Genomic DNA, 19,813 nt, shown 5'->3' with positions numbered 1-19,813 from the left:
CCGGAGCCACCATGCCCTACTACCGTGTACTGTTCCTGCTTGGCCTGGCGCTGTTGGGCGCCTGCGCGCAACAGCCGCAACGCAATGTCGAACTGGACGCCGAAAGCGAATGCCCGCAACGCCTGCAGGTCGGCCAGGGGATGACCCTGAGCCTGCCAAGCAACCCCAGCACCGGCTACCGCTGGCTGGTACAGAACCCGGCCTCGAACATCCTGCGCAGCCTCGGCCCCGAGGTATACAGCGCCCCGGAAGAGGCCGGCATCGTCGGCAGCGCCGGTATTTCCACCTGGCGCTTTGAGGCCAAGGCCGCTGGTGAAGGCCACCTGGTGCTGGTTTACCAACAGCCCTGGGCCCCGGAGGTACGCCCGGTGCAGACCTTCGACTGCGCTGTGCGAGTGAAGTGAGGCGCCTGCGCCGGTCAGCCAGTCATGCAAGCAGGCCAGGGTTTGGCTAGAATGCGCCCCCTCTGGATTGCAAGCCGCCTGGACCCACTGTGAGCAAAGAACCCGACCGCCTATTCGCCCAGCCCCTGGAACAGGTGCCCGACTTCGTCTTCAACGAGGCCGTGGTGCAGGTGTTCCCGGACATGATCAAGCGCTCGGTGCCCGGCTACCCCACCATTGTCGAGAACCTCGGCGTGCTGGCTGCGCGCTTCGCCCAGCCCAATACCGCGCTGTACGACCTGGGCGCCTCTCTGGGCGCGGTGACCCAGGCGCTGCGCCGGCATGTGCGTGCCGACGGCTGCCAGGTGATCGCAGTGGACAACTCTGCGGCCATGGTCGAGCGCTGCCGCCAGTACCTCACCGCCCAGGACTCGATGTTCCAGGAACTGCTGCCGGTACAGGTGCTCGAAGCCGATATCCTGACCTTGGCGCTGCAGCCGGCCTCGGTGGTGGCGATGAACTTCACCCTGCAGTTCATCGCACCCGAGCAACGCCTGGAGCTGCTCGGGTGCATTCGCCAGGCCCTGCTGCCGGGCGGCGCGCTGATTCTTTCGGAAAAGCTGCGCTTCGAGGATGAAGAGCAGCAACTGTTGCTCAACGAACTGCACCTGGACTTCAAGCGGGCCAATGGCTACAGCGAACTGGAAATCGCCCAGAAACGCAGCGCCATCGAGCACGTGATGAAGCCCGACACCCTGCAAACCCACGAGCAACGCCTGCTGGCCGCTGGTTTCAGCAAGGTCGTGCCGTGGTTCCAATGCCTGAATTTCGCCTCGCTGATAGCCCTGCCATGATCGATCTGTCCCCCCTCGTCCGCCGCCTGGCGGGCACGCCCCTTGCCACCTGGTCCCAAGGCCTGCAGGCACAACTCGACGCCAAGATGGACAAGGGCCACGGCGACCTGGACCGCTGGCGCGGCGCGCTTGAGGCCCTGCCGAAGCTGGCGCCCAGCGAGGTCGACCTGGCCGATGGCCTGCGCCTGGACTGCGTTTGCGATGACGCCACCCGCGCTCAGGTGCGCGAGGCGCTGATGGGGCTGTCGCCATGGCGCAAAGGCCCGTTCGATCTATTTGGCGTGCATGTCGACACCGAATGGCGCTCGGACTGGAAATGGTCGCGGGTCGGCCCGCACCTGGACCTCAAGGGCAAACGCGTACTGGATGTCGGCTGCGGCAACGGTTACTACCAGTGGCGCATGCTCGGTGCCGGCGCCGACATGGTCATCGGCGTCGACCCGAACTGGCTGTTCTTCTGCCAGTTTCAGGCGGTGCAGCAGTACCTGCCGGAGCTTGCGGCCTGGCACCTGCCGTTCGCCCTGGAAGACCTGCCAGCCAACCTGGAGGGCTTCGACACGGTGTTCTCGATGGGGGTGTTCTACCACCGCCGCTCGCCCATCGAGCACCTGCTGGCGCTCAAGGACTGCCTGGTCAAGGGCGGTGAGCTGGTGCTGGAAACCCTGGTGATCGAAGGCGACGAAAACCAGGTGCTGGTGCCCGAGGACCGCTACGCGCAGATGCGCAACGTCTGGTATCTACCATCGGTACCGGCGCTGGAGCGCTGGTTGCGCCGGGCCGGGTTCAGCGATGTGCGCTGCGTCGACGTCAGCGTCACCAGCGTCGAGGAGCAGCGCAGCACCGAATGGATGCGCTACCAGTCGCTGGGCGATTTCCTCGACCCCAACGACCACGGCAAGACCGTCGAAGGCCTGCCGGCGCCGCGCCGGGCGACCTTGCTGGCACGCAAGTAACCCAGGCACGCGCCTCCCCTGTAGGAGCCGGCTTGCCGGCGATAGGGCCATCAGCCTTTTTACCCAGGCCAAGCCCCATCGCTGGCAAGCCAGCTCCTACAGGTAATACACCACACTCAGACCGTTCAGTCCTTGGCCACCTCGCGGGCCTTTTCCTCGGCCTTGCGCTCGCGCTCAGCCAGCACTTGCTGATTGTCATCACCATGCAGGCGCACCTGGTCCTCGCGGAACGCCTGCCAGAACTGTTTCGAGCGCTCCGCGCCACCCTCGGCGAAAACGCTGGTGCTGCCCAGGGCGAGAATCGCCAGCAGCAGGTATTTGCTCGGGTTCATCATGCTTGCCTCGTGATAACCGTTTCGACCGGACCATCTTGGCAAGGGGCAGCTAACGCCAAGGTGAGGCGAGGATTACAGTCTTGCAAGGCAAGGATGCCCTGCAACAAGGCCAGGCCTGTCCGGCACATGACCCGAACATTACAAATCCGTTATCCCCGCCGCTTCCCCGCTTGCATCCCGTAACATCCCCGGCGCTTGACCCTGATCCCGCTACAGGGTCGAGAATCGCCACCCTTTCCACCAACGAGCCCGACCATGCGCCTACTGATCATCGAGGACGAACCCCGTACCGCCGACTACCTGCAGCAAGGCCTGCGCGAAAACGGCTACGTGGTGGACTGCGCCCACACCGGCACCGATGGCCTGCACCTGGCCCGCCAGCAGCCCTACGACCTGGTGATCCTCGACGTCAACCTGCCTGAACTGGACGGCTGGGGCGTACTGCAGCGCCTGCGCGCCGAATCCGCCACGCGGATCATGATGCTCACCGCCCACGGTCGCCTGGCCGACCGGGTCAAGGGCCTGGACCTGGGCGCCGACGACTACCTGCTCAAGCCTTTCGAATTTCCCGAACTGCTGGCACGTATCCGCAGCCTGCTGCGGCGCAACGACCAGCGCCTGCAACCGAGCACGCTGAAAGTCGCCGACCTGGAGCTCGACCCTGGCCGGCACCGGGCCTTTCGCGGCGGCCAGCGCATCGACCTGACCGCCAAGGAGTTCGCCCTGCTCCACCTGTTGATGCGCCAGAGCGGCGAGGTGCTGTCACGTACCCAGATCATCTCGCTGGTGTGGGACATGAACTTCGATTGCGATACCAACGTAGTGGAGGTGTCGATCCGCCGCCTGCGGGCGAAAATCGACGACCCGTTCGAAGACAAGCTGATCCATACCCTGCGCGGCGTGGGCTACGTGCTCGAGGCACGGGTGTGAAGCGCAACACCCTGTCGCTGCGCCTGGGCCTCACCGTCACCCTGCTGGGGGCCGCGTTGGTGCTGCTGCTGGCGTGCCTGGCGGTGTTTGCCCTGGACCACGAACTGGACAGCCGTGCACGCAAGGATTTGACCCGCAAGATGCAGCAGGTGGAGCACAACCTGCGGGTAGACCTGCGCAGCGACGACCTCGGCGCCCGCGCCCACCCGCTGCTCGACCTGGTGATGGGCCACGATAACCTCAGCCTGAGCGTGCTCGCCGTAGCTGGCCGCCACCCTGCCCTGCTGAGCCTGGGCCCGGCGCTGCAATCGCAGCACCTGCTGGCGCTTGAGGCCGACAACCGGCTGGCCTTCCACGAATGGCGCGACGCCGAAGGCAGGCAGATTCTTACCGCCAGCCGCCTGATGCGCCTGCGCGACGACACCCCGGTGAAAGTGCTGATGTCGCTGGAGCGCGGCGACGACAACGCGTTGCTCGAAGCGTACCTGCACTCGACCCTGCTGGCCCTGCCGCTGCTGTTGCTGCTGATCGGCATGGTCGCCTGGAAGCTGGTACAGCGCGGCTTGCGCCCGCTGCGCCACTTCCGGCGCATTGCCGGGCAGGTGTCGGCCCAGGACCTGGGCCACCGCCTGCCCCAGGACGGCCTGCCGGAAGAACTTGCCGAGTTGGCCCGGGCCATCAACGTCATGCTCGACCGCCTGGACCAGGGCGTCAGCCAGCTGTCGCAGTTTTCCGATGACCTGGCCCATGAACTGCGCACGCCCATCGGCAACCTGATGGGCCAGGCCCAGGTGACCCTGGCCCGGGAACGTGATGGCGACAAGTACCGCGAAGCGCTCGAAGACAGTGTCGAGGAACTGACCCGGCTCAGCCGCATCATCAACGACATGCTGTTCCTCGCCCAGGTGAGCCAGCCGCAGAGCCAGCTGAACCTGGTGCCGCTGGCGCTGGCCGATGAAGTGTCGCGGGTCAGCGAGTTGTTCGCCTACAGCGCCGAGCTCAAGGATATTTCACTTCACATGCACGGCTGGGGTACCGCCATGGCCGACCGGCTGATGTTCCAGCGAGCGCTGTCGAACCTGCTGAGCAATGCCATACGCCATGGGCCGGCGGGGCAGCCGGTGGCGGTGGGGATCGAGCGCCTGGCGAACGAGGTGGCCATCTGGGTAGAGAACAGCGGGCCGGGTATCGGTGAGGCGCACCTGCCGCACCTGTTCGAACGTTTCTATAGGGCCGGGGCCGGGCGTTCAAGGCTGGAAGGCGGTACCGGGTTGGGGCTGGCGATCGTGAAGTCGATCATGCAGTTGCATGGCGGGCGGGTCGAGGTGAGCAGTCCGGCTTGCGGGCCGACGCGGTTTACCTTGGTGTTCGGGGCGCTGTAAAGGCATCGCGGGGCAAGCCCGCTCCCACGCAGCTGCGTGGGAGCGGGCTTGCCCCGCGATGGACGAATTACCGCGAAGCCGCGACGATCAGCGCCTTCATTTCGGCCACTGCGGCCTTGAAGCCGACGAACAGCGCATGGGCTACCAGGGCGTGGCCGATGTTCAGCTCGTTGATGCCCTTGATCGCCGCCACCGCCTCGACGTTGTGGTAGTGCAGGCCGTGGCCGGCGTTGACGATCAGGCCCTGGCCGACGCCGAAGGCCACGCCATCCTTGATGCGCTGCAGCTCATCGGCCACGTCGGTTGGCGTTTGGGCATCGGCGTAGCGACCGGTGTGCAGTTCGATGGCCGGGGCTCCGACACGACGCGAGGCCTCGATCTGCCGTTCGTCGGCGTCGATGAACAGCGACACCTCGGCGCCGGTGCGCGCCAGGCGCTCCACTGCAGCCTTGATGCGTGCTTCCTGGCCGGCCACATCCAGGCCACCTTCGGTGGTCAACTCCTGGCGGGTTTCCGGCACCAGGCAAATGTGCGCCGGGCGGATCTTCTCGGCGAACGCCATCATTTCCTCGGTGACGCCCATCTCGAAGTTCATGCGGGTCTGCAGCACGTCCTTGAGCAGCACCACGTCACGCTCCTGGATATGCCGGCGGTCTTCGCGCAGGTGCACGGTGATGCCGTCGGCACCCGCTTCCTCGGCGTCCAGCGCGGCCTTGACCGGGTCTGGGTAACGCGTGCCCCGGGCCTGGCGCAGGGTCGCCACGTGGTCGATGTTGACGCCAAGAAGCATGCGGTTGCTGTGAGTCACGAAGGGGCACTCCTGAGGGTTGAGGCCGACAGCATACGTGCTGATCAACGCTTGCGAAACAGTTCCCGGCTGACCAGCGGCTTGGGCCCCAGGTGCACGGCCAGGGCCTGGCGCATCAGGCGCTTGGCAGCCAGCAAGGCGCCGGGCGCCTCCCACTGAGCCTGGGCCAGGGCCAACAGCTCGGTGCCCTTGAACAGGCCGGGCTGGAACAGCTCGACGCGCTCAAGGCCTGCGTCCACCTGCAAGCGGTAAAGCCCTTCGTCGGCCACCGGCAGGCCGTTGGCGTCGTGGTCCAAGGCGAAGGCATAGCCCAGTTCGTCCAGCAGACGCCATTCGAACGAGCGCAGCAAAGGCTCCAGCGGGCGGCCGGCGGCCAGCGCCTGCAGCGTGAGGGTGTAATGCTCGAACAGCGCCGGGTGCGGCGCTTCGGCGGGCAGCAGGCGCATCAGCAGTTCGTTGAGGTACAACCCGCTGAACAGCGCATCGCCATGCAACCAGGCCGCGATGCCGCTGCTGTCCAGGCGCCCGACATTCTTCAGTTCGCCGCGCCCGCGCAGCTCCACCTCCAGCGGCACGAACGGGCGCACCAGGCTGCCACCCTTGCCGCGGGCCCGGCGCAGCACCGCGCGCACTCGCCCCTGGGGGGTGAGGAAGTCCACCAGCGCGCTGGTTTCCTTGTAGGCGCGGCTGTGCAGCACGTAGGCGGGTTGCGGGGTGGGTTGGTCCATGGGGGATCACTCGATGCCAGAAATGCTTGTGGGAGCGGGCTTGCCCCGCGATGGCCATCGCGGGGCAAGCCCGCTCCCACAAGAGATACGGGGCAAGCCTGACGGTTACAGGTCGCCGTAACCCAGCGAACGCAGGGCGCGTTCGTCGTCGGACCAGCCGCCCTTGACCTTGACCCACAGGTTGAGCATGACCTTGGAGTCGAACAGCACTTCCATGTCCTTGCGCGCCTCGGAGCCGATGCGCTTGATGCGCTCGCCCTTGTCGCCAATGATGATCTTCTTCTGGCCGTCGCGTTCCACCAGGATCAGCGCATGGATGTGCAGCACATGGCCCTGCTGCTTGAACTCCTCGATTTCCACGGTGATCTGGTACGGCAGCTCCGCACCCAGCTGGCGCATGATCTTCTCGCGCACCAGTTCGGCGGCCAGGAAGCGGCTGCTGCGGTCGGTGATCTGGTCTTCGGGGAAGAAGTGGTCGTTTTCCGGCAGGTGCTTGGCGATCTGCGCTTCCAGCGCCTCGAGGTTATGCCCCTGCTGCGCGGAAATCGGCATCACTTCGGCGTTGGGCAGTTGCTCCTGCAGCCACTGCAGGTGCGGGATCAACTCGGCCTTCTCTTCCATGCGGTCGGTCTTGTTGACCGCGATGATCAGCGGGCCGGTGACGTACTGCACACGCTCCAGCACCAGTTGGTCCTCGTCGGTCCACTTGGTGCGGTCGACCACGAAGATCACCACATCGACGTCTTTGAGCGCCGCCGAGGCGTTGCGGTTCATGTAGCGGTTCAGGGCCTTGTCGTTGGCCTTGTGCATGCCAGGGGTGTCGACGTAGATCGCCTGCACGTCACCCTCGGTCTTGATGCCGAGCATGTTGTGGCGGGTGGTCTGCGGCTTGCGCGAGGTGATCGCAAGCTTTTGCCCGAGGATGTGGTTGAGCAGCGTGGACTTGCCCACGTTCGGGCGACCGACGATGGCTACATAGCCACAGCGGGTCGAAGTGTTCTCAGTCATTGCCATTCTCCACGCCCAGGGCGATCAATGCAGCGGCGGCGGCGACCTGCTCGGCGATACGCCGGCTCACGCCCTGGCCACGGCTCTTGTTGTTCAGCAGCACCACTTCGCATTCGACGAAGAAGGTCCGGCAGTGCGGTTCGCCCTGGATGTCCACCACTTCGTAGCGTGGCAGTTCGCAGGCGCGGGACTGCAGGAACTCCTGCAGGCGGGTTTTCGGGTCCTTGTTGGTGTCCACCAGGGTCAGGCCTTCGAACTCGTCGGTCAGCCAGGCCAGGATCCGCTCGCGGGCGGTCTGCATGTCGGCGTCCTGGTAGATCGCGCCAATCAGGCCCTCGAGGGCATCGGCGAGAATCGACTCACGGCGAAAACCGCCGCTCTTGAGTTCGCCCGAACCCAGGCGCAGGTATTCACCCAAATCGAAGCCACGGGCCAGACGGGCCAGGGTCTCGCCCTTGACCAGGCGTGCACGCAGGCGCGACAGCTGGCCTTCGCGGGCCTGGGGGAAGCGCTCGAACAGCGCTTCGCCGACCACGAAGTTGAGAATGGCATCACCGAGGAACTCCAGGCGCTCGTTGTTGCGCCCGGCATAGCTGCGGTGAGTCAGGGCCAGCAGCATCAGGTCCTGGTTCTTGAAGGTGTAGCCGAGCTTGCGCTCCAGGCGGTCGAGAGAGGCGCTCATCGGGCCACTCCAGCGGTGTTCAACGGGTTATTCAAATCAACATCCTGAAAGACGGTTTGGCTGTGCTCGTCGTGCAAACGGCGAGAACTCTGTCCTTGAGAACACAAGCCTATGTCAGAAATGCAATCGGCGCTGTCCGCAGACAGCGCCGTCGATGCTCAGTGGATCAGGCCGACCCGCGACAGGTTCGGCAAGTGGCTCAGTTTCGGTTCCGGCCAGCTCATCCACACGGCGAAGGCCTTGCCGACGATGTTGCGGTCCGGAACCATGCCGTGCAGTTCTTTTGGAATGTTGGGGTCATCCCAGTAGCGGCTGTCGTTGGAGTTGTCGCGGTTGTCGCCCATCATGAAGTAATGCCCGGCCGGCACGGTCCATTGCTGGTCCGGCGGCATGCGGTAACGGGTCATTTCCTTGCGGATCAGGTGCTCGGCCTCGCCCAGTTTCTCCTTGTACAGCTGAGCGCTGCCCAAGGTACCCGGCTCGCTGCCGACCAGCTGTTCAGCGACCGGCTGGCCGTTGACGAACAGGCGCTTGTCGTTGGTGTAGCTGATCTGGTCGCCCGGCAGGCCGACCACACGCTTGATGTAGTTGACGTTCGGGTCGCTCGGGTAGCGGAACACCATCACATCGCCGCGCTGCGGGTCACCTACTTCGATGACCTTCTTGTCGATCACCGGCAGGCGAATGCCGTAGGAGAACTTGTTCACCAGGATGAAGTCGCCCACTTCGAGGGTCGGTTTCATCGACCCCGAAGGAATCTGGAACGGCTCGACCAGGAACGAGCGCAGCACCAGCACGATGAACAGTACCGGGAAGAACGACTTGCCGTACTCCACCAGCAACGGTTCCTTGTTCAGCCGCTCCACCACGGCCATTTCTGGCTGGGTGACGCTGCCCTGGTAGGTGGCGATCGCCGCCCGCCGGCGCGGGGCCAGGAACAGCAGGTCGATCAGGCCCAACAGGCCACAGACGGCTACGGCAATGACGAGCAACAGCGGGAAATTTAGCGACATAGGACCTAGCTATCCAACCTGAGCACGGCGAGGAAGGCTTCCTGTGGAATCTCCACGTTACCCACCTGTTTCATGCGTTTCTTACCGGCTTTCTGCTTCTCGAGCAGCTTTTTCTTACGGCTGACGTCGCCACCGTAGCATTTGGCCAGTACGTTCTTTCTGAGCGCCTTGACGGTTGTCCGCGCGATGATCTGGCCGCCGATGGCTGCCTGGATCGCCACGTCGAACATCTGGCGAGGGATCAGTTCCTTCATCTTCTCGGTCAACGCGCGGCCTTTGTAGGCGGCATTGTCACGGTGCACGATCAGTGCCAGGGCATCGACCTTGTCACCGTTGATCAGCACGTCCAGCTTGACCAGGTTGGCCGATTGGTAGCGATCGAAATGATAGTCCAGCGAAGCGTAGCCGCGGCTGGTGGACTTGAGGCGGTCGAAGAAGTCCAGCACCACCTCGTTCATCGGCATGTCATAGCGCACTTGCACCTGGCTGCCGAGGAATTGCATGTCACGCTGCACGCCGCGTTTTTCGATACACAGGGTGATGACGTTGCCCAGGTGTTCCTGCGGAACCAGGATGGTGGCGGTGACGATCGGCTCGCGGAAATCGGTGACCGACGAGACGTCCGGCAGCTTCGACGGGTTGTCGACGACGATGGTTTCGCCGGTTTTCAGCTCCAGCTCGTAGATTACGCTTGGTGCGGTGGTGATCAGGTCCAGGTCGTATTCGCGCTCCAGGCGCTCCTGGATGATCTCCATGTGCAGCATGCCGAGGAAGCCGCAACGGAAGCCGAAGCCCAGTGCATCGGAGCTTTCCGGCATGTACTGCAGCGACGAGTCGTTGAGCGTCAGCTTTTGCAGGGCGTCGCGGAAGTCTTCGAAGTCGTCGGAGCTGACCGGGAACAGGCCGGCGTATACCTGCGGCTGAATCTTCTTGAAACCAGCCAGCACTTCGACCTCAGGGGTCGAGGACAGGGTCAGGGTGTCACCTACCGGCGCGCCGTGAATGTCCTTGATGCTGGCGATGATGAAGCCCACTTCACCGGCTTTCAGGTCGGCGGTTTGCGTGTGTTTCGGGGTGAACACGCCGACGCTGTCGACCAGGTGCACCTTGCCGGTGGACTTGACCAGGATCTTGTCACCTTTCTTGACGCGGCCATGGCGCACACGCACCAGCGAGACCACGCCCAGGTAGTTGTCGAACCAGGAGTCGATGATCAGCGCCTGCAACGGCGCGTCGATTTCGCCTTCAGGGGCGGGGATGGTGTGCACCAGGCGCTCGAGCACCTCGTCCACGCCCATGCCGCTCTTGGCGCTGCAGGCCACGGCGTCGGTGGCGTCGATGCCGATGATCTTCTCGATCTCGTCCTTGACGCGGTCCGGGTCGGCCTGGGGCAGGTCCATCTTGTTCAGCACCGGCATGACTTCCAGGCCCTGCTCGATGGCGGTGTAGCAGTTGGCTACCGACTGGGCTTCGACGCCCTGGCCTGCGTCGACCACCAGCAAGGCACCTTCGCACGCCGCCAGCGAACGCGAAACTTCATAGGTGAAGTCGACGTGGCCAGGGGTATCGATGAAGTTCAGCTGGTAGGTTTTGCCGTCCTGCGCCTTGTAGTGCAGGGTGACGCTGTGGGCCTTGATGGTGATCCCGCGCTCGCGCTCCAGGTCCATGGAGTCGAGGACCTGGGCTTCCATTTCGCGCGCCGACAGGCCACCGCACATCTGGATGAAACGGTCGGCCAGCGTCGACTTGCCATGGTCGATGTGGGCGATGATGGAGAAATTGCGGATATGACTCAAATCACTCACGGGTCAACACTCGAAAAGGCTGCGAGCCGGACGCCCGCCGAAAAATAGCCGGGAATTGTACCTCAAGCCGCAGGGATATGGGAGATTCCTCTATCGGCTGCTCTACACCCCTTGTGGGAGCGGGCTTGCCCCGCGATGAGGCCCGATCAGCCTCCCGCACTGCCTGATCAGGCTTCATGGCGGCGCAAGCCCGCCCCCCCCCCCCGTAGAGCTTTGTAATATTGACTGCTACGTAAAAGGGCAGCCGAAGCTGCCCTTTTCCTACCTTGCGATCAGCTTATTCAGCCAACTTGAAGGTGATGAAACTGGCACGGCCCTGACGCAGCACGCGCATCGACACCGAACGGTTCTTCGGCAGGCCCTTGGCAATTTCGGTGAATTCCTTGGCCGAGCCGATGGCCTGGTTGTTCAGGTGGCTGATGACATCACCCGGGCGCAGGCCGATCAGCGCCGCCGGGCCGTCCTGCACTTCCTTGATGACCACGCCGCCCTTGAGCTCAAGCGACTTCTTCTGCTCGGCGCTGAGGTCAGCCACGGAAACGCCCAGGCGGTTGCTGCTGCGCTCGGCACTGCCTTCGCCACCGGTGCCGATGTCGGCATCATCATCCGGCAGGGCGCCGACGGTCACGTCGAGGTTCTGGCGCTTGCCGTTGCGGATGATCTCAAGCTTGGCCACCGCGCCGTCTTTCAGGCTGCCGACCAGATGCGGCAGGTCGGCCGACATGACGATCGGCTGGCCGTTCATGCTCAGGATCACGTCACCCACCTGCAGGCCACCCTTGGCAGCCGGGCCGTTCTCCAACACCTGGGCTACCAGCGCACCGGCCGGCTTATCCAGGCCGAAGGACTCGGCGAGGTCCTTGTTGACCTCCTGAATGACCACGCCCAGCCAGCCGCGGCTGACCTTGCCGTCTTTCTTCAACTGGTTGGAGACGTCGATGGCCACGTCGATCGGGATGGCGAAGGACAGGCCCATGAAGCCGCCGGAACGGGTGAATATCTGCGAGTTGATACCCACCACCTCGCCCTTCATGTTGAACAGCGGGCCACCAGAGTTACCCGGGTTGATGGCCACGTCGGTCTGGATGAACGGTACGTAGGTGTCATTGGGCAGGGTGCGGCCCTTGGCGCTGACGATACCCTTGGTCACCGAATGGTCGAAGCCGAACGGCGAACCGATGGCCAGCACCCACTCACCTACCTTGAGCTTCTCGGAGTCGCCCAGCTTGACGGTCGGCAGGTTCTTGCCCTCGACCTTGAGCAGGGCCACGTCGGTGCGCGGGTCGGTGCCCACCAGCTTGGCTTGCAGCTCGCTGCGGTCGGACAGGCGCACGATGATCTCGTCGGCATCGGCAACCACGTGGTTGTTGGTCAGCACGTAACCATCGCTGGAAATGATGAAGCCCGAGCCCAGCGACTGGGCCTCGCGCTGGCGGTCGCCACGGGGCGAACGCGGCTGCTGCGGCATGTTGCGCTCGAAGAATTCGCGGAACATCGGCGGCAGGCCTTCGAGGTCGGGCATCTGCCCGGCGGCGACGCGGCGGTCCGGCAGTTTCTGCTTGGTACTGATGTTGACCACCGCCGGCGAGGCCTGCTCGACCAGGGTAGTGAAGTCGGGCAGCGACTCCTCGGCCTGGGCGGCGAGCACCTGGCCGAGCATCAGCACGGCGGCGAACATCGATAGGTAGGTTTTCAAGCGTGGTATTGACATACGGCTCCCGTCACAACGAGCGTAGTTAGCAGTAAGGCCCTGCAAACGCAGGAAAGGCCAGACTCCGAGAAGCCTGACCTATAGAAAATTTGCGGCTGGATTGCAAATGACAATGCGTTAATTTCATGTCAGCACTGTGTAACAGAAGCTGTCAGCAAGGCCACCGTCATTGACTGGCCTGGGCATCCTGGGCCCGCATCGACAGTGCCACGCGCTCGGCAGTACCCAGTGGGATCTCGCCGACCACGGTGACCATGACCTTGCCCTTGGGCGTAGTGAGGTGGCGCGAAACCGCGACGGTGGGGCCAAGCTGGGCGCGGGTGTCAGTGCCCGCCCCTTCGCTGACAGGCTCGAGGAACACCGAGAAACGCGCCAGGCCATCGTCGTACATCAGGCTGCTGACCGTGCTCTTGCGCTCGGGGTCACGCCGTACGCTGCTGTTGATCAGCTCGAAACCCGGCGGCAGCCAGTCGGAGCGCCAACCGGCAACGGCTTCGGCAGTGGTGGCCGCCACCCGCTCGACCGGTTTGCACGCGGCGCTGCCGGCCAAATCGGCATCGGTGAGGGTGGCGTCGGTGTCCAGGCGGGTCATCTGGAAGCGCTCGAGCAACTGGCCCTTGTCGTTGAGCATCAACGAGCGCAGCGGCAGGCCGGTCTGGCGATCCAGGTGCAATTCGAAGGCGTAGCGGTGCTGGTCGCGCGGGCGCAGGGTGACAATCACCGCATCACGCCCGGCGACGCGGGACTTGCCCGCGACGCTCAGGTCGTACCAGCTCATCAGCTTGAGGGGGTCGAGCACGCGCGCGGCCGAATCGGGCGGGGTGCCCACTCCGCTGACCAAGGCGCCGCTGACGCATTGCACCTCGCCATCCACACGCACGATTTCCTGCGCCGCGCCGTCGAGCTGCAACAGCCGCTCGCTGACCTTGCCGGCCTGGACGCGATGCCAGATATCGTGGCTGGAAAAGCTGCCATTGCGTTCGTAGACGAACGAACCCTGGTAGCTCTGCGCTTGTTCGGCCCGGGCCAGCTTGTTCAGCCACTCACTCGCCTCGGGCGAGGAGTTGGCAGCCAGGGCCTGCACTGCCAGGCTGCTGCCAAGCAGCAGCGACAGGAGAGGGAGCGCGCGCATGATCCTCCTTACTAGCGGTTTTCCAGGCTGGCGGCGCGAGCGTAAGGCAAGGCGGTTTCAGTGCCCTTGAGCGCTGATTCCTGAGCGTGCTGGCGCAGGTAGTCCGGCAGACGCTTGTCCCAACCGGCCTGGTTCTGCAGCACGCCGTTGGCCATCGGGCCTGGCGCCTGCTCGCTGCCTTCACTATAGCCTGCCAGTACGGCCGGGCCTTGTGCCTGTGGCACGCTCAGGCCTTGCTGCACGGGCTGCTGGGCAGCAAGTTCGGCACCGCTGATTTCGTCCTGGTTGTAGAAACGCACACCCGCCAGTACGGCAACGGTCACCGAAGCGGCCACGGCCAGGCGGCCGATGCTGCGCCACGGGCCCTGCTTGACCTTGGCCGGCACGGCCTCGTCGGCCAGCGCCGCAGATACTGCCGAGGCAATATCCAGCTTGGGCAGCAGCAGTTCCTTGTGCATGGCTGCACGGGCTACCTGGTAACGCGACCAGGTGGCACGGGTTTCGGCATCGTCGACGGCATTCAATACCCGACGCAGTTCCAGTTCGTCCGCTTCGTTATCCATTACCGCGGACAGCGATTCCTGCAAAGCTTCACGACTCATGGCGGTTCCTCTCTTGGCTGTCGCCGCTGTCTCAGGTGTCCTGCAACAGAGGTTGCAGGGCTTTATCTATGGCCTCCCGAGCGCGGAAGATTCGAGAGCGCACGGTACCCACCGGGCATTGCATGACACTGGCAATGTCCTCGTAACTCAGACCATCGAACTCGCGCAGCGTCAGGGCCGTACGCAAATCTTCCGGCAGTTGCTGGATGGTGCGATGGACAGTGCCTTCGATTTCATCCCGCAACAACGAGCGTTCTGGGGACTCGAGATCCTTGAGACCATGATCGCCGTCGTAAAACTCCGCATCCTCGGAGCTCACATCGCTGTCTGGCGGCCGTCTTCCACGGGACACCAGATAGTTCTTCGCCGTGTTGATGGCGATGCGGTACAGCCAGGTATAAAAAGCACTGTCACCGCGGAAATTCCCGAGCGCCCGGTAAGCCTTGATGAAGGCTTCCTGCGCCACGTCCTGCGCCTCATGGGTGTCGTGTACGAAACGCACGATCAACCCGAGAATCTTGTGCTGATACTTCAGCACCAACAGATCGAACGCTCGCCTGTCGCCGCGCTGCACGCGCTCGACAAGCTGCTGATCCTCTTCCTGGGTTAGCATGAACACTCCTCAGTAAGCTCGAAGGAGCGTTGCGATTGCCATCGTTCAGGCTTGCAACCATAGACTCGGGCTTTGCGCAAAAGTTCTCCCCTCCCAAGCAAGTTTCCTGCGGCCCTTGGTCGGCTCGCACGAAAGTCGCAGCGCGGTCACGGCCGGCTGCGTCGATAATCAGGTTTCGTTACACAGGTGCCAGCCCAAGATAGAGCTGCCGCCCTGCGTCGCCGCGGCAAAATGTGGCGTGCGGGCAGCCTTCTTAGGATTTCCGCGGGTGTAGGAAAGTTCCCAAGAAGATCACCAGCGGCACGCAAGCGCCATTGGAAATCAGGCACCTATGGCTGCTATAAAGGCATCCCGGCCCGATTTCACGATAGTTTCACAATGCCATCTGCGCTCGACTATTGTGCCGCGCCCCCTCCAAAGATTACTAGTGCCCCGACATGAGCCAACAATTCCAACATGATGTCCTGGTGATCGGCAGCGGTGCCGCTGGCCTGAGCCTGGCACTCAACCTTCCCGACCACCTGCGCATCGCCGTGCTGAGCAAGGGCGACCTGGCCAACGGTTCGACCTTCTGGGCCCAGGGCGGCGTTGCGGCGGTGCTAGACGACACCGACACCGTACAATCCCATGTCGAAGACACTCTCAACGCCGGCGGCGGCCTGTGCGACGAAGACGCCGTGCGGTTCACCGTCGAGCACAGCCGCGAAGCCATCCAATGGCTGATCGAGCAAGGCGTGCCGTTCACCCGTGACGAGCACTACAGCGTCGATGACGGCGGCTTCGAGTTCCACCTCACCCGCGAGGGCGGCCATAGCCACCGGCGCATCATCCATGCCGCCGACGCCACAGGGGCGGCGATCTTCACCACCCTGCTGGAGCAGGCCCGCAAGCGCCCCAACATCCAGCTGCTGGAACAACGCGTGGCGGTCGACCTGATCACCGAGCGGCGCCTGGGCCTTGCCGGCGAGCGCTGCCTGGGCGCCTACGTGCTGGACCGCAACAGCGGCGAAGTCGACACCTTTGGCGCGCGCTTCACCGTGCTGGCGACCGGCGGCGCGGCCAAGGTCTACCTTTATACCAGCAACCCCGACGGCGCCTGCGGCGACGGCATCGCCATGGCCTGGCGCGCTGGCTGCCGGGTGGCCAACCTTGAGTTCAACCAGTTCCACCCCACCTGCCTGTACCACCCGCAGGCCAAGAGTTTCCTGATCACCGAAGCCCTGCGCGGCGAAGGCGCCCTGCTGCGCCTGCCCAACGGCGAGCGTTTCATGCCGCGCTTCGACCCGCGCGAAGAGCTGGCCCCGCGGGACATCGTCGCCCGCGCCATCGACCACGAAATGAAACGCCTGGGCGTGGACTGCGTATACCTGGACATCACCCACAAGCCGGCCGACTTCATCAAGAGCCACTTCCCCACGGTGTATGAGCGTTGCCTGGGCTTTGGCATCGACATCACCCGCCAGCCCATCCCGGTGGTGCCGGCCGCCCACTACACCTGCGGCGGGGTGATGGTCGACGACCGCGGCCATACCGACGTGCCCGGCCTGTACGCCATTGGCGAAACCAGCTGCACCGGCCTGCACGGCGCCAACCGCATGGCCAGCAACTCGCTGCTCGAATGCTTCGTCTACGGCCGCGCCGCCGCAGCCGACATCGAGGCGCACCTGGACCAGGTCAGCATGCCCCGCGCCCTGCCCTGCTGGGATGCAAGCCAGGTCACCGACTCGGACGAGGACGTGATCATCGCGCACAATTGGGATGAGCTGCGCCGGTTCATGTGGGACTACGTGGGTATCGTGCGCACCAGCAAGCGCCTGCAACGCGCCGAGCACCGGGTGCGCATGCTGCTGGACGAGATCGACGAGTTCTACAGCAACTATAAAGTCAGCCGCGACTTGATCGAGCTGCGCAACCTGGCCCAGGTGGCCGAGCTGATGATCCGTTCGGCAATGCAGCGCAAGGAGAGCCGCGGATTGCACTACACCCTGGATTACCCGGGGATGCTGCCCGAGGCGGTGGATACCGTTCTCAGCCCACTGTAAGAGCCGCCTTGCCGGCGATAGGGCCAGGTCGGCTGGCACCGGCGTTGCCGGTGATCGCCGGCAAGCCGGCTCCTACAGAAGCTCACCTGCAACCCAGGCTACTTCCCGGAAACCTCAGCCCAGCGCCGCCGGCTGAACTTCAACCTCACCCGCAGCCGCCTGTGCTGCTCGTGCTCCAGCGCATCCCGCATCACGCACTGCCCTTGCGCCCACCAGCGCCCCTGGCGCACGAACCTCAGCACCACCAGCCCCGGCAACGCCACGCTGTCCCGGCACAGGCGCACTGGCTGCCAGCCCTGCGCCTGGCTGAACAGCTGCCAGCCGCGCGCGTCCCGGCGCAACCCGGTTATCGCACTTGGGTGTGTCAGCAGGATTCGATGGGGGATGGCCCAACAGGCGTGGGCAAGGCAAACCGCCAGCAACAGCAGGCGCAGCCAGATAGGGATGGAGATGACCGCTAGGGTGACGATTGCCGCCACCCAACTTGCGACATAGGCCGTCAGCAGCAGGCGTGAGCCCTGCCAACGGCATTCGAAGCGGTCACTTGGGCTGGACACGGTCCAGGATGATGCGAACCATGCGCTGCAGCTCGGCGTCTTCCGACTCGTTGCGCTCCATGAACCAGCCGAACATGTCCTGGTCTTCGCAGGTCAGCAGGCGACGGTACAGCTCGCGGTCTTCTTCGCTCAGGGTCGGGTAGACCTCCTGGGTGAAAGGCACCAGCAGCACGTCGAGTTCCAGCATGCCGCGGCGGCTGTGCCAGAAAAGCCGGTTGAGTTCAGTTTGTTCGACCATGGGGCCCTCCTCGAATGGTCGCGCAGTATACCGCGCAGCGAACGAAGCGACACCGGGCGTTGGTCTAGTCACCTACCTATTTTGTTACCGGCGTTCTATGATGGCCGCCAGTCTTTAAGCCACCGCGATGACCCATGGCCGATTCCGCTTTCTTCTGCACGCTCACCCACGAGGGCATCCTCGCTGTCCGCGGCTCCGATGCCGGCAAGTTCCTGCAAGGCCAGCTGACCTGCAACATCAACTACCTCAGCGATGACCACGCGAGCCTGGGTGCCCGCTGCATGGTCAAGGGCCGCATGCAGTCGAGCTTTCGCATACTGCCCGAAGGCAACGGCTACCTGCTGGCCATGGCCGGCGAGCTGCTCGAGGCGCAACTGGCCGACCTTAAAAAGTACGCCGTATTCTCCAAGGCCACCCTCAGCGACGACAGCACCGCCTGGGTACGCTTCGGCCTGCAGCACGGCGACGCCGCACTCCAGGCCCTGGGCCTGGCGCTGCCGGATGCCAGCGGAGCGACCGTCCGTCATGAAGGCCTGATCGCCATCCGTGCAAGTGTCGGCCGCGCCGAACTGTGGGCACCTGCCGCGCAAGCCGATGCCGTGCGCGAAAAACTCGCCGCCACGCTGGCCGAAGGCACGCTCAACGACTGGCTGCTGGGCCAGGTGCGCGCCGGTATCGGCCAAGTCATGGGCCCCACTCGCGAACTATTCATCCCGCAGATGATCAACCTGCAGGCGGTTGACGGCGTGAGCTTCAAGAAGGGCTGCTATACCGGCCAGGAAATCGTCGCGCGCATGCAGTACCTGGGCAAGCTCAAGCGCCGCCAGTACCGCCTGGCGCTCGATCAGGCCGAACTGCCGGCGCCAGGTGCCGAGATCTTCTCGCCCACCCATGGCTCGTCGGTCGGCGAGGTGGTGATTGCCGCCAGCAGCGGCCACAACGTCGAGCTGCTGGCAGTGCTCAGCGCCGATGCCGTGGCCGACGACAACCTGCACCTGGGCAGCCTGGAAGGCCCGCGCCTGACACTGCTCGACCTGCCATACGAACTGGACCGCGACCGGGAAATCCAACGCTGACCAACCCGCCCCGCCAACACCGCGGGGCTGCACCACCTTTGCGGTAGAGAAGTCCATGAACAAGCTGGCCGAGATGGTTCAAGCACAATTGCTGGCAGCCATCGACAACGACGACCTGGTGCTGCCGACCCTGCCAGAGGTGGCCCTGAGCATTCGCGAGGCCGCCGAGGACAGCGAGATCAGCGTATCGGCCCTGAGCAAGGTGATCGGCCGCGACGCCGCTCTTTCGGCGCGCCTGATCAAGGTGGTCAACAGCCCGCTGCTGCGCGCCGCCGTCGAAGTCACCGACCTGCACACCGCCATCACCCGCTTGGGCATCAACTACAGCTGCAACCTGGCCATCGGCCTGGTGATCGAGCAGATCTTCCATGCCCGAGCCCCGGCGGTAGAAAACAAATTGCGCGATATCTGGGCCAACAGCCTGGAAGTAGCCGGCATCAGCTATGAACTGTGCCGACGCTACACCCCTGAATTAAAGCCCGACCAGGCCACCTTGGGCGGGCTGGTCCACCAGATCGGCGCGCTGCCTGTGCTGATCTACGCCGAAGAGCACAACGAGCTGCTCTCCGACCCGGTCTGCCTGCACTATGTGATCGAACAGATCCAGCCGGTGCTAGGTGACAAGATCCTGTCGTCGTGGGAGTTCCCCGAGCAATTGGTGAAGCTGCCGAGCCAGGTGCAGGACCTGGACCGACGCACCGACAAGGTCGACTACATCGATGTGGTGCAGATTGCCAAGTGCGTGAGCCAGCGTAGCCGCAGCCGGCCATTGGCGGCTTTGCCGGCGTATCGGCACCTCGGGCTGCCGTATGGCACCGAACTTGAGATTGGCGAGTTGCTGGAAGCGCGCAACATGTTGCGCTGAGCCTACCTTCAGGCCTGCACGTTACCTGTAGGAGCCGGCTTGCCGGCGATAGGGCCGGGCCTGCAAACAAACCTGTGTGCCAGGGCTCCCCGCCTC

General features: G+C 64.2%; 21 protein-coding genes. 8 read left to right on the top strand and 13 right to left on the bottom strand.

Annotated elements, in window-relative coordinates; translation table 11 throughout:
• The first annotated feature begins 11 nt into the window (after positions 1-11).
• From KSS94_RS05670 to cmoB, 3 genes are all read left to right on the top strand, one after another.
• Positions 12-404: a protease inhibitor I42 family protein gene (locus KSS94_RS05670; RefSeq protein ID WP_217842056.1), complete on the top strand. Its 393-nt coding sequence runs from the start codon at positions 12-14 to the stop codon at positions 402-404.
• Positions 405-493: 89 nt separating this feature from the next.
• Positions 494-1,237: a carboxy-S-adenosyl-L-methionine synthase CmoA gene (gene cmoA, locus KSS94_RS05665; protein ID WP_217842055.1), complete on the top strand. Its 744-nt coding sequence runs from the start codon at positions 494-496 to the stop codon at positions 1,235-1,237.
• Entirely contained in the window at positions 1,234-2,190 is a 957-nt protein-coding gene (gene cmoB / locus KSS94_RS05660; protein ID WP_217842054.1) for a tRNA 5-methoxyuridine(34)/uridine 5-oxyacetic acid(34) synthase CmoB, read from the top strand. Before cmoA ends, cmoB begins: the two co-directional genes overlap by 4 nt.
• 125 nt (positions 2,191-2,315) lie before the next feature.
• On the opposite strand, the gene KSS94_RS05655 is transcribed toward cmoB, so the two are convergent.
• Positions 2,316-2,522, bottom strand: coding sequence for a hypothetical protein (locus KSS94_RS05655; RefSeq protein ID WP_217843530.1), 207 nt, complete (start codon positions 2,520-2,522; stop codon positions 2,316-2,318).
• Positions 2,523-2,780: 258 nt separating this feature from the next.
• Between KSS94_RS05655 and KSS94_RS05650 the strand changes: the two genes are divergently transcribed.
• Positions 2,781-3,455, top strand: a complete 675-nt coding sequence (locus tag KSS94_RS05650; protein ID WP_217842053.1) for a heavy metal response regulator transcription factor — start codon at positions 2,781-2,783, stop codon at positions 3,453-3,455.
• Positions 3,452-4,837, top strand: coding sequence for a heavy metal sensor histidine kinase (locus KSS94_RS05645; RefSeq protein ID WP_217842052.1), 1,386 nt, complete (start codon positions 3,452-3,454; stop codon positions 4,835-4,837). The genes KSS94_RS05650 and KSS94_RS05645 overlap by 4 nt, the downstream gene beginning before the upstream one ends.
• A 67-nt stretch (positions 4,838-4,904) precedes the next feature.
• Here the strand turns inward: KSS94_RS05645 and pdxJ are convergent, their stop codons facing one another.
• The 10 genes from pdxJ to rpoE all read right to left on the bottom strand — a co-directional run bounded on the left by pdxJ (position 4,905) and on the right by rpoE (position 14,939).
• Positions 4,905-5,627, bottom strand: a complete 723-nt coding sequence (gene pdxJ / locus KSS94_RS05640) for a pyridoxine 5'-phosphate synthase (RefSeq protein WP_437180001.1) — start codon at positions 5,625-5,627, stop codon at positions 4,905-4,907.
• A 62-nt stretch (positions 5,628-5,689) separates the two neighbouring features.
• Positions 5,690-6,373 (bottom strand): DNA repair protein RecO, encoded by a 684-nt coding sequence (recO, locus tag KSS94_RS05635; protein WP_217842050.1) that lies wholly within the window; start codon positions 6,371-6,373, stop codon positions 5,690-5,692.
• 105 nt (positions 6,374-6,478) lie between these two features.
• Positions 6,479-7,381, bottom strand: a complete 903-nt coding sequence (gene era / locus KSS94_RS05630; RefSeq protein WP_031315023.1) for a GTPase Era — start codon at positions 7,379-7,381, stop codon at positions 6,479-6,481.
• Positions 7,374-8,063, bottom strand: coding sequence for a ribonuclease III (gene rnc / locus KSS94_RS05625; RefSeq protein WP_217842049.1), 690 nt, complete (start codon positions 8,061-8,063; stop codon positions 7,374-7,376). Before rnc ends, era begins: the two co-directional genes overlap by 8 nt.
• A 158-nt stretch (positions 8,064-8,221) precedes the next feature.
• Positions 8,222-9,076 (bottom strand): signal peptidase I, encoded by an 855-nt coding sequence (gene lepB, locus KSS94_RS05620; RefSeq protein ID WP_217842048.1) that lies wholly within the window; start codon positions 9,074-9,076, stop codon positions 8,222-8,224.
• A gap of 5 nt (positions 9,077-9,081) precedes the next feature.
• Positions 9,082-10,881 (bottom strand): translation elongation factor 4, encoded by a 1,800-nt coding sequence (gene lepA / locus KSS94_RS05615; RefSeq protein ID WP_041166580.1) that lies wholly within the window; start codon positions 10,879-10,881, stop codon positions 9,082-9,084.
• Positions 10,882-11,158: 277 nt separating this feature from the next.
• Positions 11,159-12,559 carry a DegQ family serine endoprotease gene (locus tag KSS94_RS05610; RefSeq protein WP_437180000.1) on the bottom strand — a complete coding sequence of 467 codons (1,401 nt, stop codon included), beginning with the start codon at positions 12,557-12,559 and terminating at the stop codon, positions 11,159-11,161.
• 199 nt (positions 12,560-12,758) lie between these two features.
• Positions 12,759-13,724 carry a MucB/RseB C-terminal domain-containing protein gene (locus tag KSS94_RS05605; RefSeq protein WP_217842046.1) on the bottom strand — a complete coding sequence of 322 codons (966 nt, stop codon included), beginning with the start codon at positions 13,722-13,724 and terminating at the stop codon, positions 12,759-12,761.
• 11 nt (positions 13,725-13,735) lie between these two features.
• Entirely contained in the window at positions 13,736-14,326 is a 591-nt protein-coding gene (locus tag KSS94_RS05600; RefSeq protein WP_217842045.1) for a sigma-E factor negative regulatory protein, read from the bottom strand.
• 31 nt (positions 14,327-14,357) lie between these two features.
• Positions 14,358-14,939, bottom strand: coding sequence for an RNA polymerase sigma factor RpoE/AlgU (gene rpoE, locus KSS94_RS05595; protein ID WP_008094990.1), 582 nt, complete (start codon positions 14,937-14,939; stop codon positions 14,358-14,360).
• Between the two features lie 437 nt (positions 14,940-15,376).
• Between rpoE and nadB the strand changes: the two genes are divergently transcribed.
• A complete protein-coding gene (gene nadB, locus KSS94_RS05590; protein ID WP_217842044.1) occupies positions 15,377-16,981 on the top strand; it encodes an L-aspartate oxidase in 1,605 nt (534 codons plus the stop codon).
• Positions 16,982-17,079: 98 nt separating this feature from the next.
• On the opposite strand, the gene KSS94_RS05585 is transcribed toward nadB, so the two are convergent.
• Positions 17,080-17,538 (bottom strand): protein YgfX, encoded by a 459-nt coding sequence (locus KSS94_RS05585; protein ID WP_217842043.1) that lies wholly within the window; start codon positions 17,536-17,538, stop codon positions 17,080-17,082.
• Positions 17,522-17,776 carry an FAD assembly factor SdhE gene (locus KSS94_RS05580; protein ID WP_217842042.1) on the bottom strand — a complete coding sequence of 85 codons (255 nt, stop codon included), beginning with the start codon at positions 17,774-17,776 and terminating at the stop codon, positions 17,522-17,524. The genes KSS94_RS05585 and KSS94_RS05580 overlap by 17 nt, the downstream gene beginning before the upstream one ends.
• 134 nt (positions 17,777-17,910) lie before the next feature.
• On the opposite strand from KSS94_RS05580, the gene ygfZ reads away from it, so the two are divergent.
• Both ygfZ and KSS94_RS05570 read left to right on the top strand, forming a co-directional pair.
• A complete protein-coding gene (gene ygfZ, locus KSS94_RS05575) occupies positions 17,911-18,852 on the top strand; it encodes a CAF17-like 4Fe-4S cluster assembly/insertion protein YgfZ (RefSeq protein WP_217842041.1) in 942 nt (313 codons plus the stop codon).
• A gap of 55 nt (positions 18,853-18,907) precedes the next feature.
• Positions 18,908-19,717: an HDOD domain-containing protein gene (locus KSS94_RS05570; protein ID WP_217842040.1), complete on the top strand. Its 810-nt coding sequence runs from the start codon at positions 18,908-18,910 to the stop codon at positions 19,715-19,717.
• The last annotated feature ends 96 nt before the right edge of the window (positions 19,718-19,813 follow it).

The organism is Pseudomonas fakonensis (assembly GCF_019139895.1).
GTDB lineage: Bacteria > Pseudomonadota > Gammaproteobacteria > Pseudomonadales > Pseudomonadaceae > Aquipseudomonas > Aquipseudomonas fakonensis.
The sequence above is the reverse complement of the archived record's forward strand: the minus strand, read 5'-3'. Positions and strand labels throughout refer to the sequence as shown.

Coding starts and splice junctions, on each gene's coding strand:
- KSS94_RS05670 (WP_217842056.1), top strand. CDS start 12: ATGCCCTACTACCGTGTACTGTTCCTGCTTGGCCTGGCGCTGTTGGGC.
- cmoB (WP_217842054.1), top strand. CDS start 1,234: ATGATCGATCTGTCCCCCCTCGTCCGCCGCCTGGCGGGCACGCCCCTT.
- KSS94_RS05655 (WP_217843530.1), bottom strand. CDS start 2,522: ATGAACCCGAGCAAATACCTGCTGCTGGCGATTCTCGCCCTGGGCAGC.
- KSS94_RS05650 (WP_217842053.1), top strand. CDS start 2,781: ATGCGCCTACTGATCATCGAGGACGAACCCCGTACCGCCGACTACCTG.
- pdxJ (WP_437180001.1), bottom strand. CDS start 5,627: ATGCTTCTTGGCGTCAACATCGACCACGTGGCGACCCTGCGCCAGGCC.
- recO (WP_217842050.1), bottom strand. CDS start 6,373: ATGGACCAACCCACCCCGCAACCCGCCTACGTGCTGCACAGCCGCGCC.
- era (WP_031315023.1), bottom strand. CDS start 7,381: ATGACTGAGAACACTTCGACCCGCTGTGGCTATGTAGCCATCGTCGGT.
- rnc (WP_217842049.1), bottom strand. CDS start 8,063: ATGAGCGCCTCTCTCGACCGCCTGGAGCGCAAGCTCGGCTACACCTTC.
- lepB (WP_217842048.1), bottom strand. CDS start 9,076: ATGTCGCTAAATTTCCCGCTGTTGCTCGTCATTGCCGTAGCCGTCTGT.
- KSS94_RS05610 (WP_437180000.1), bottom strand. CDS start 12,559: ATGTTCGCCGCCGTGCTGATGCTCGGCCAGGTGCTCGCCGCCCAGGCC.
- KSS94_RS05605 (WP_217842046.1), bottom strand. CDS start 13,724: ATGCGCGCGCTCCCTCTCCTGTCGCTGCTGCTTGGCAGCAGCCTGGCA.
- KSS94_RS05600 (WP_217842045.1), bottom strand. CDS start 14,326: ATGAGTCGTGAAGCTTTGCAGGAATCGCTGTCCGCGGTAATGGATAAC.
- rpoE (WP_008094990.1), bottom strand. CDS start 14,939: ATGCTAACCCAGGAAGAGGATCAGCAGCTTGTCGAGCGCGTGCAGCGC.
- nadB (WP_217842044.1), top strand. CDS start 15,377: ATGAGCCAACAATTCCAACATGATGTCCTGGTGATCGGCAGCGGTGCC.
- KSS94_RS05580 (WP_217842042.1), bottom strand. CDS start 17,776: ATGGTCGAACAAACTGAACTCAACCGGCTTTTCTGGCACAGCCGCCGC.
- ygfZ (WP_217842041.1), top strand. CDS start 17,911: ATGGCCGATTCCGCTTTCTTCTGCACGCTCACCCACGAGGGCATCCTC.
- KSS94_RS05570 (WP_217842040.1), top strand. CDS start 18,908: ATGAACAAGCTGGCCGAGATGGTTCAAGCACAATTGCTGGCAGCCATC.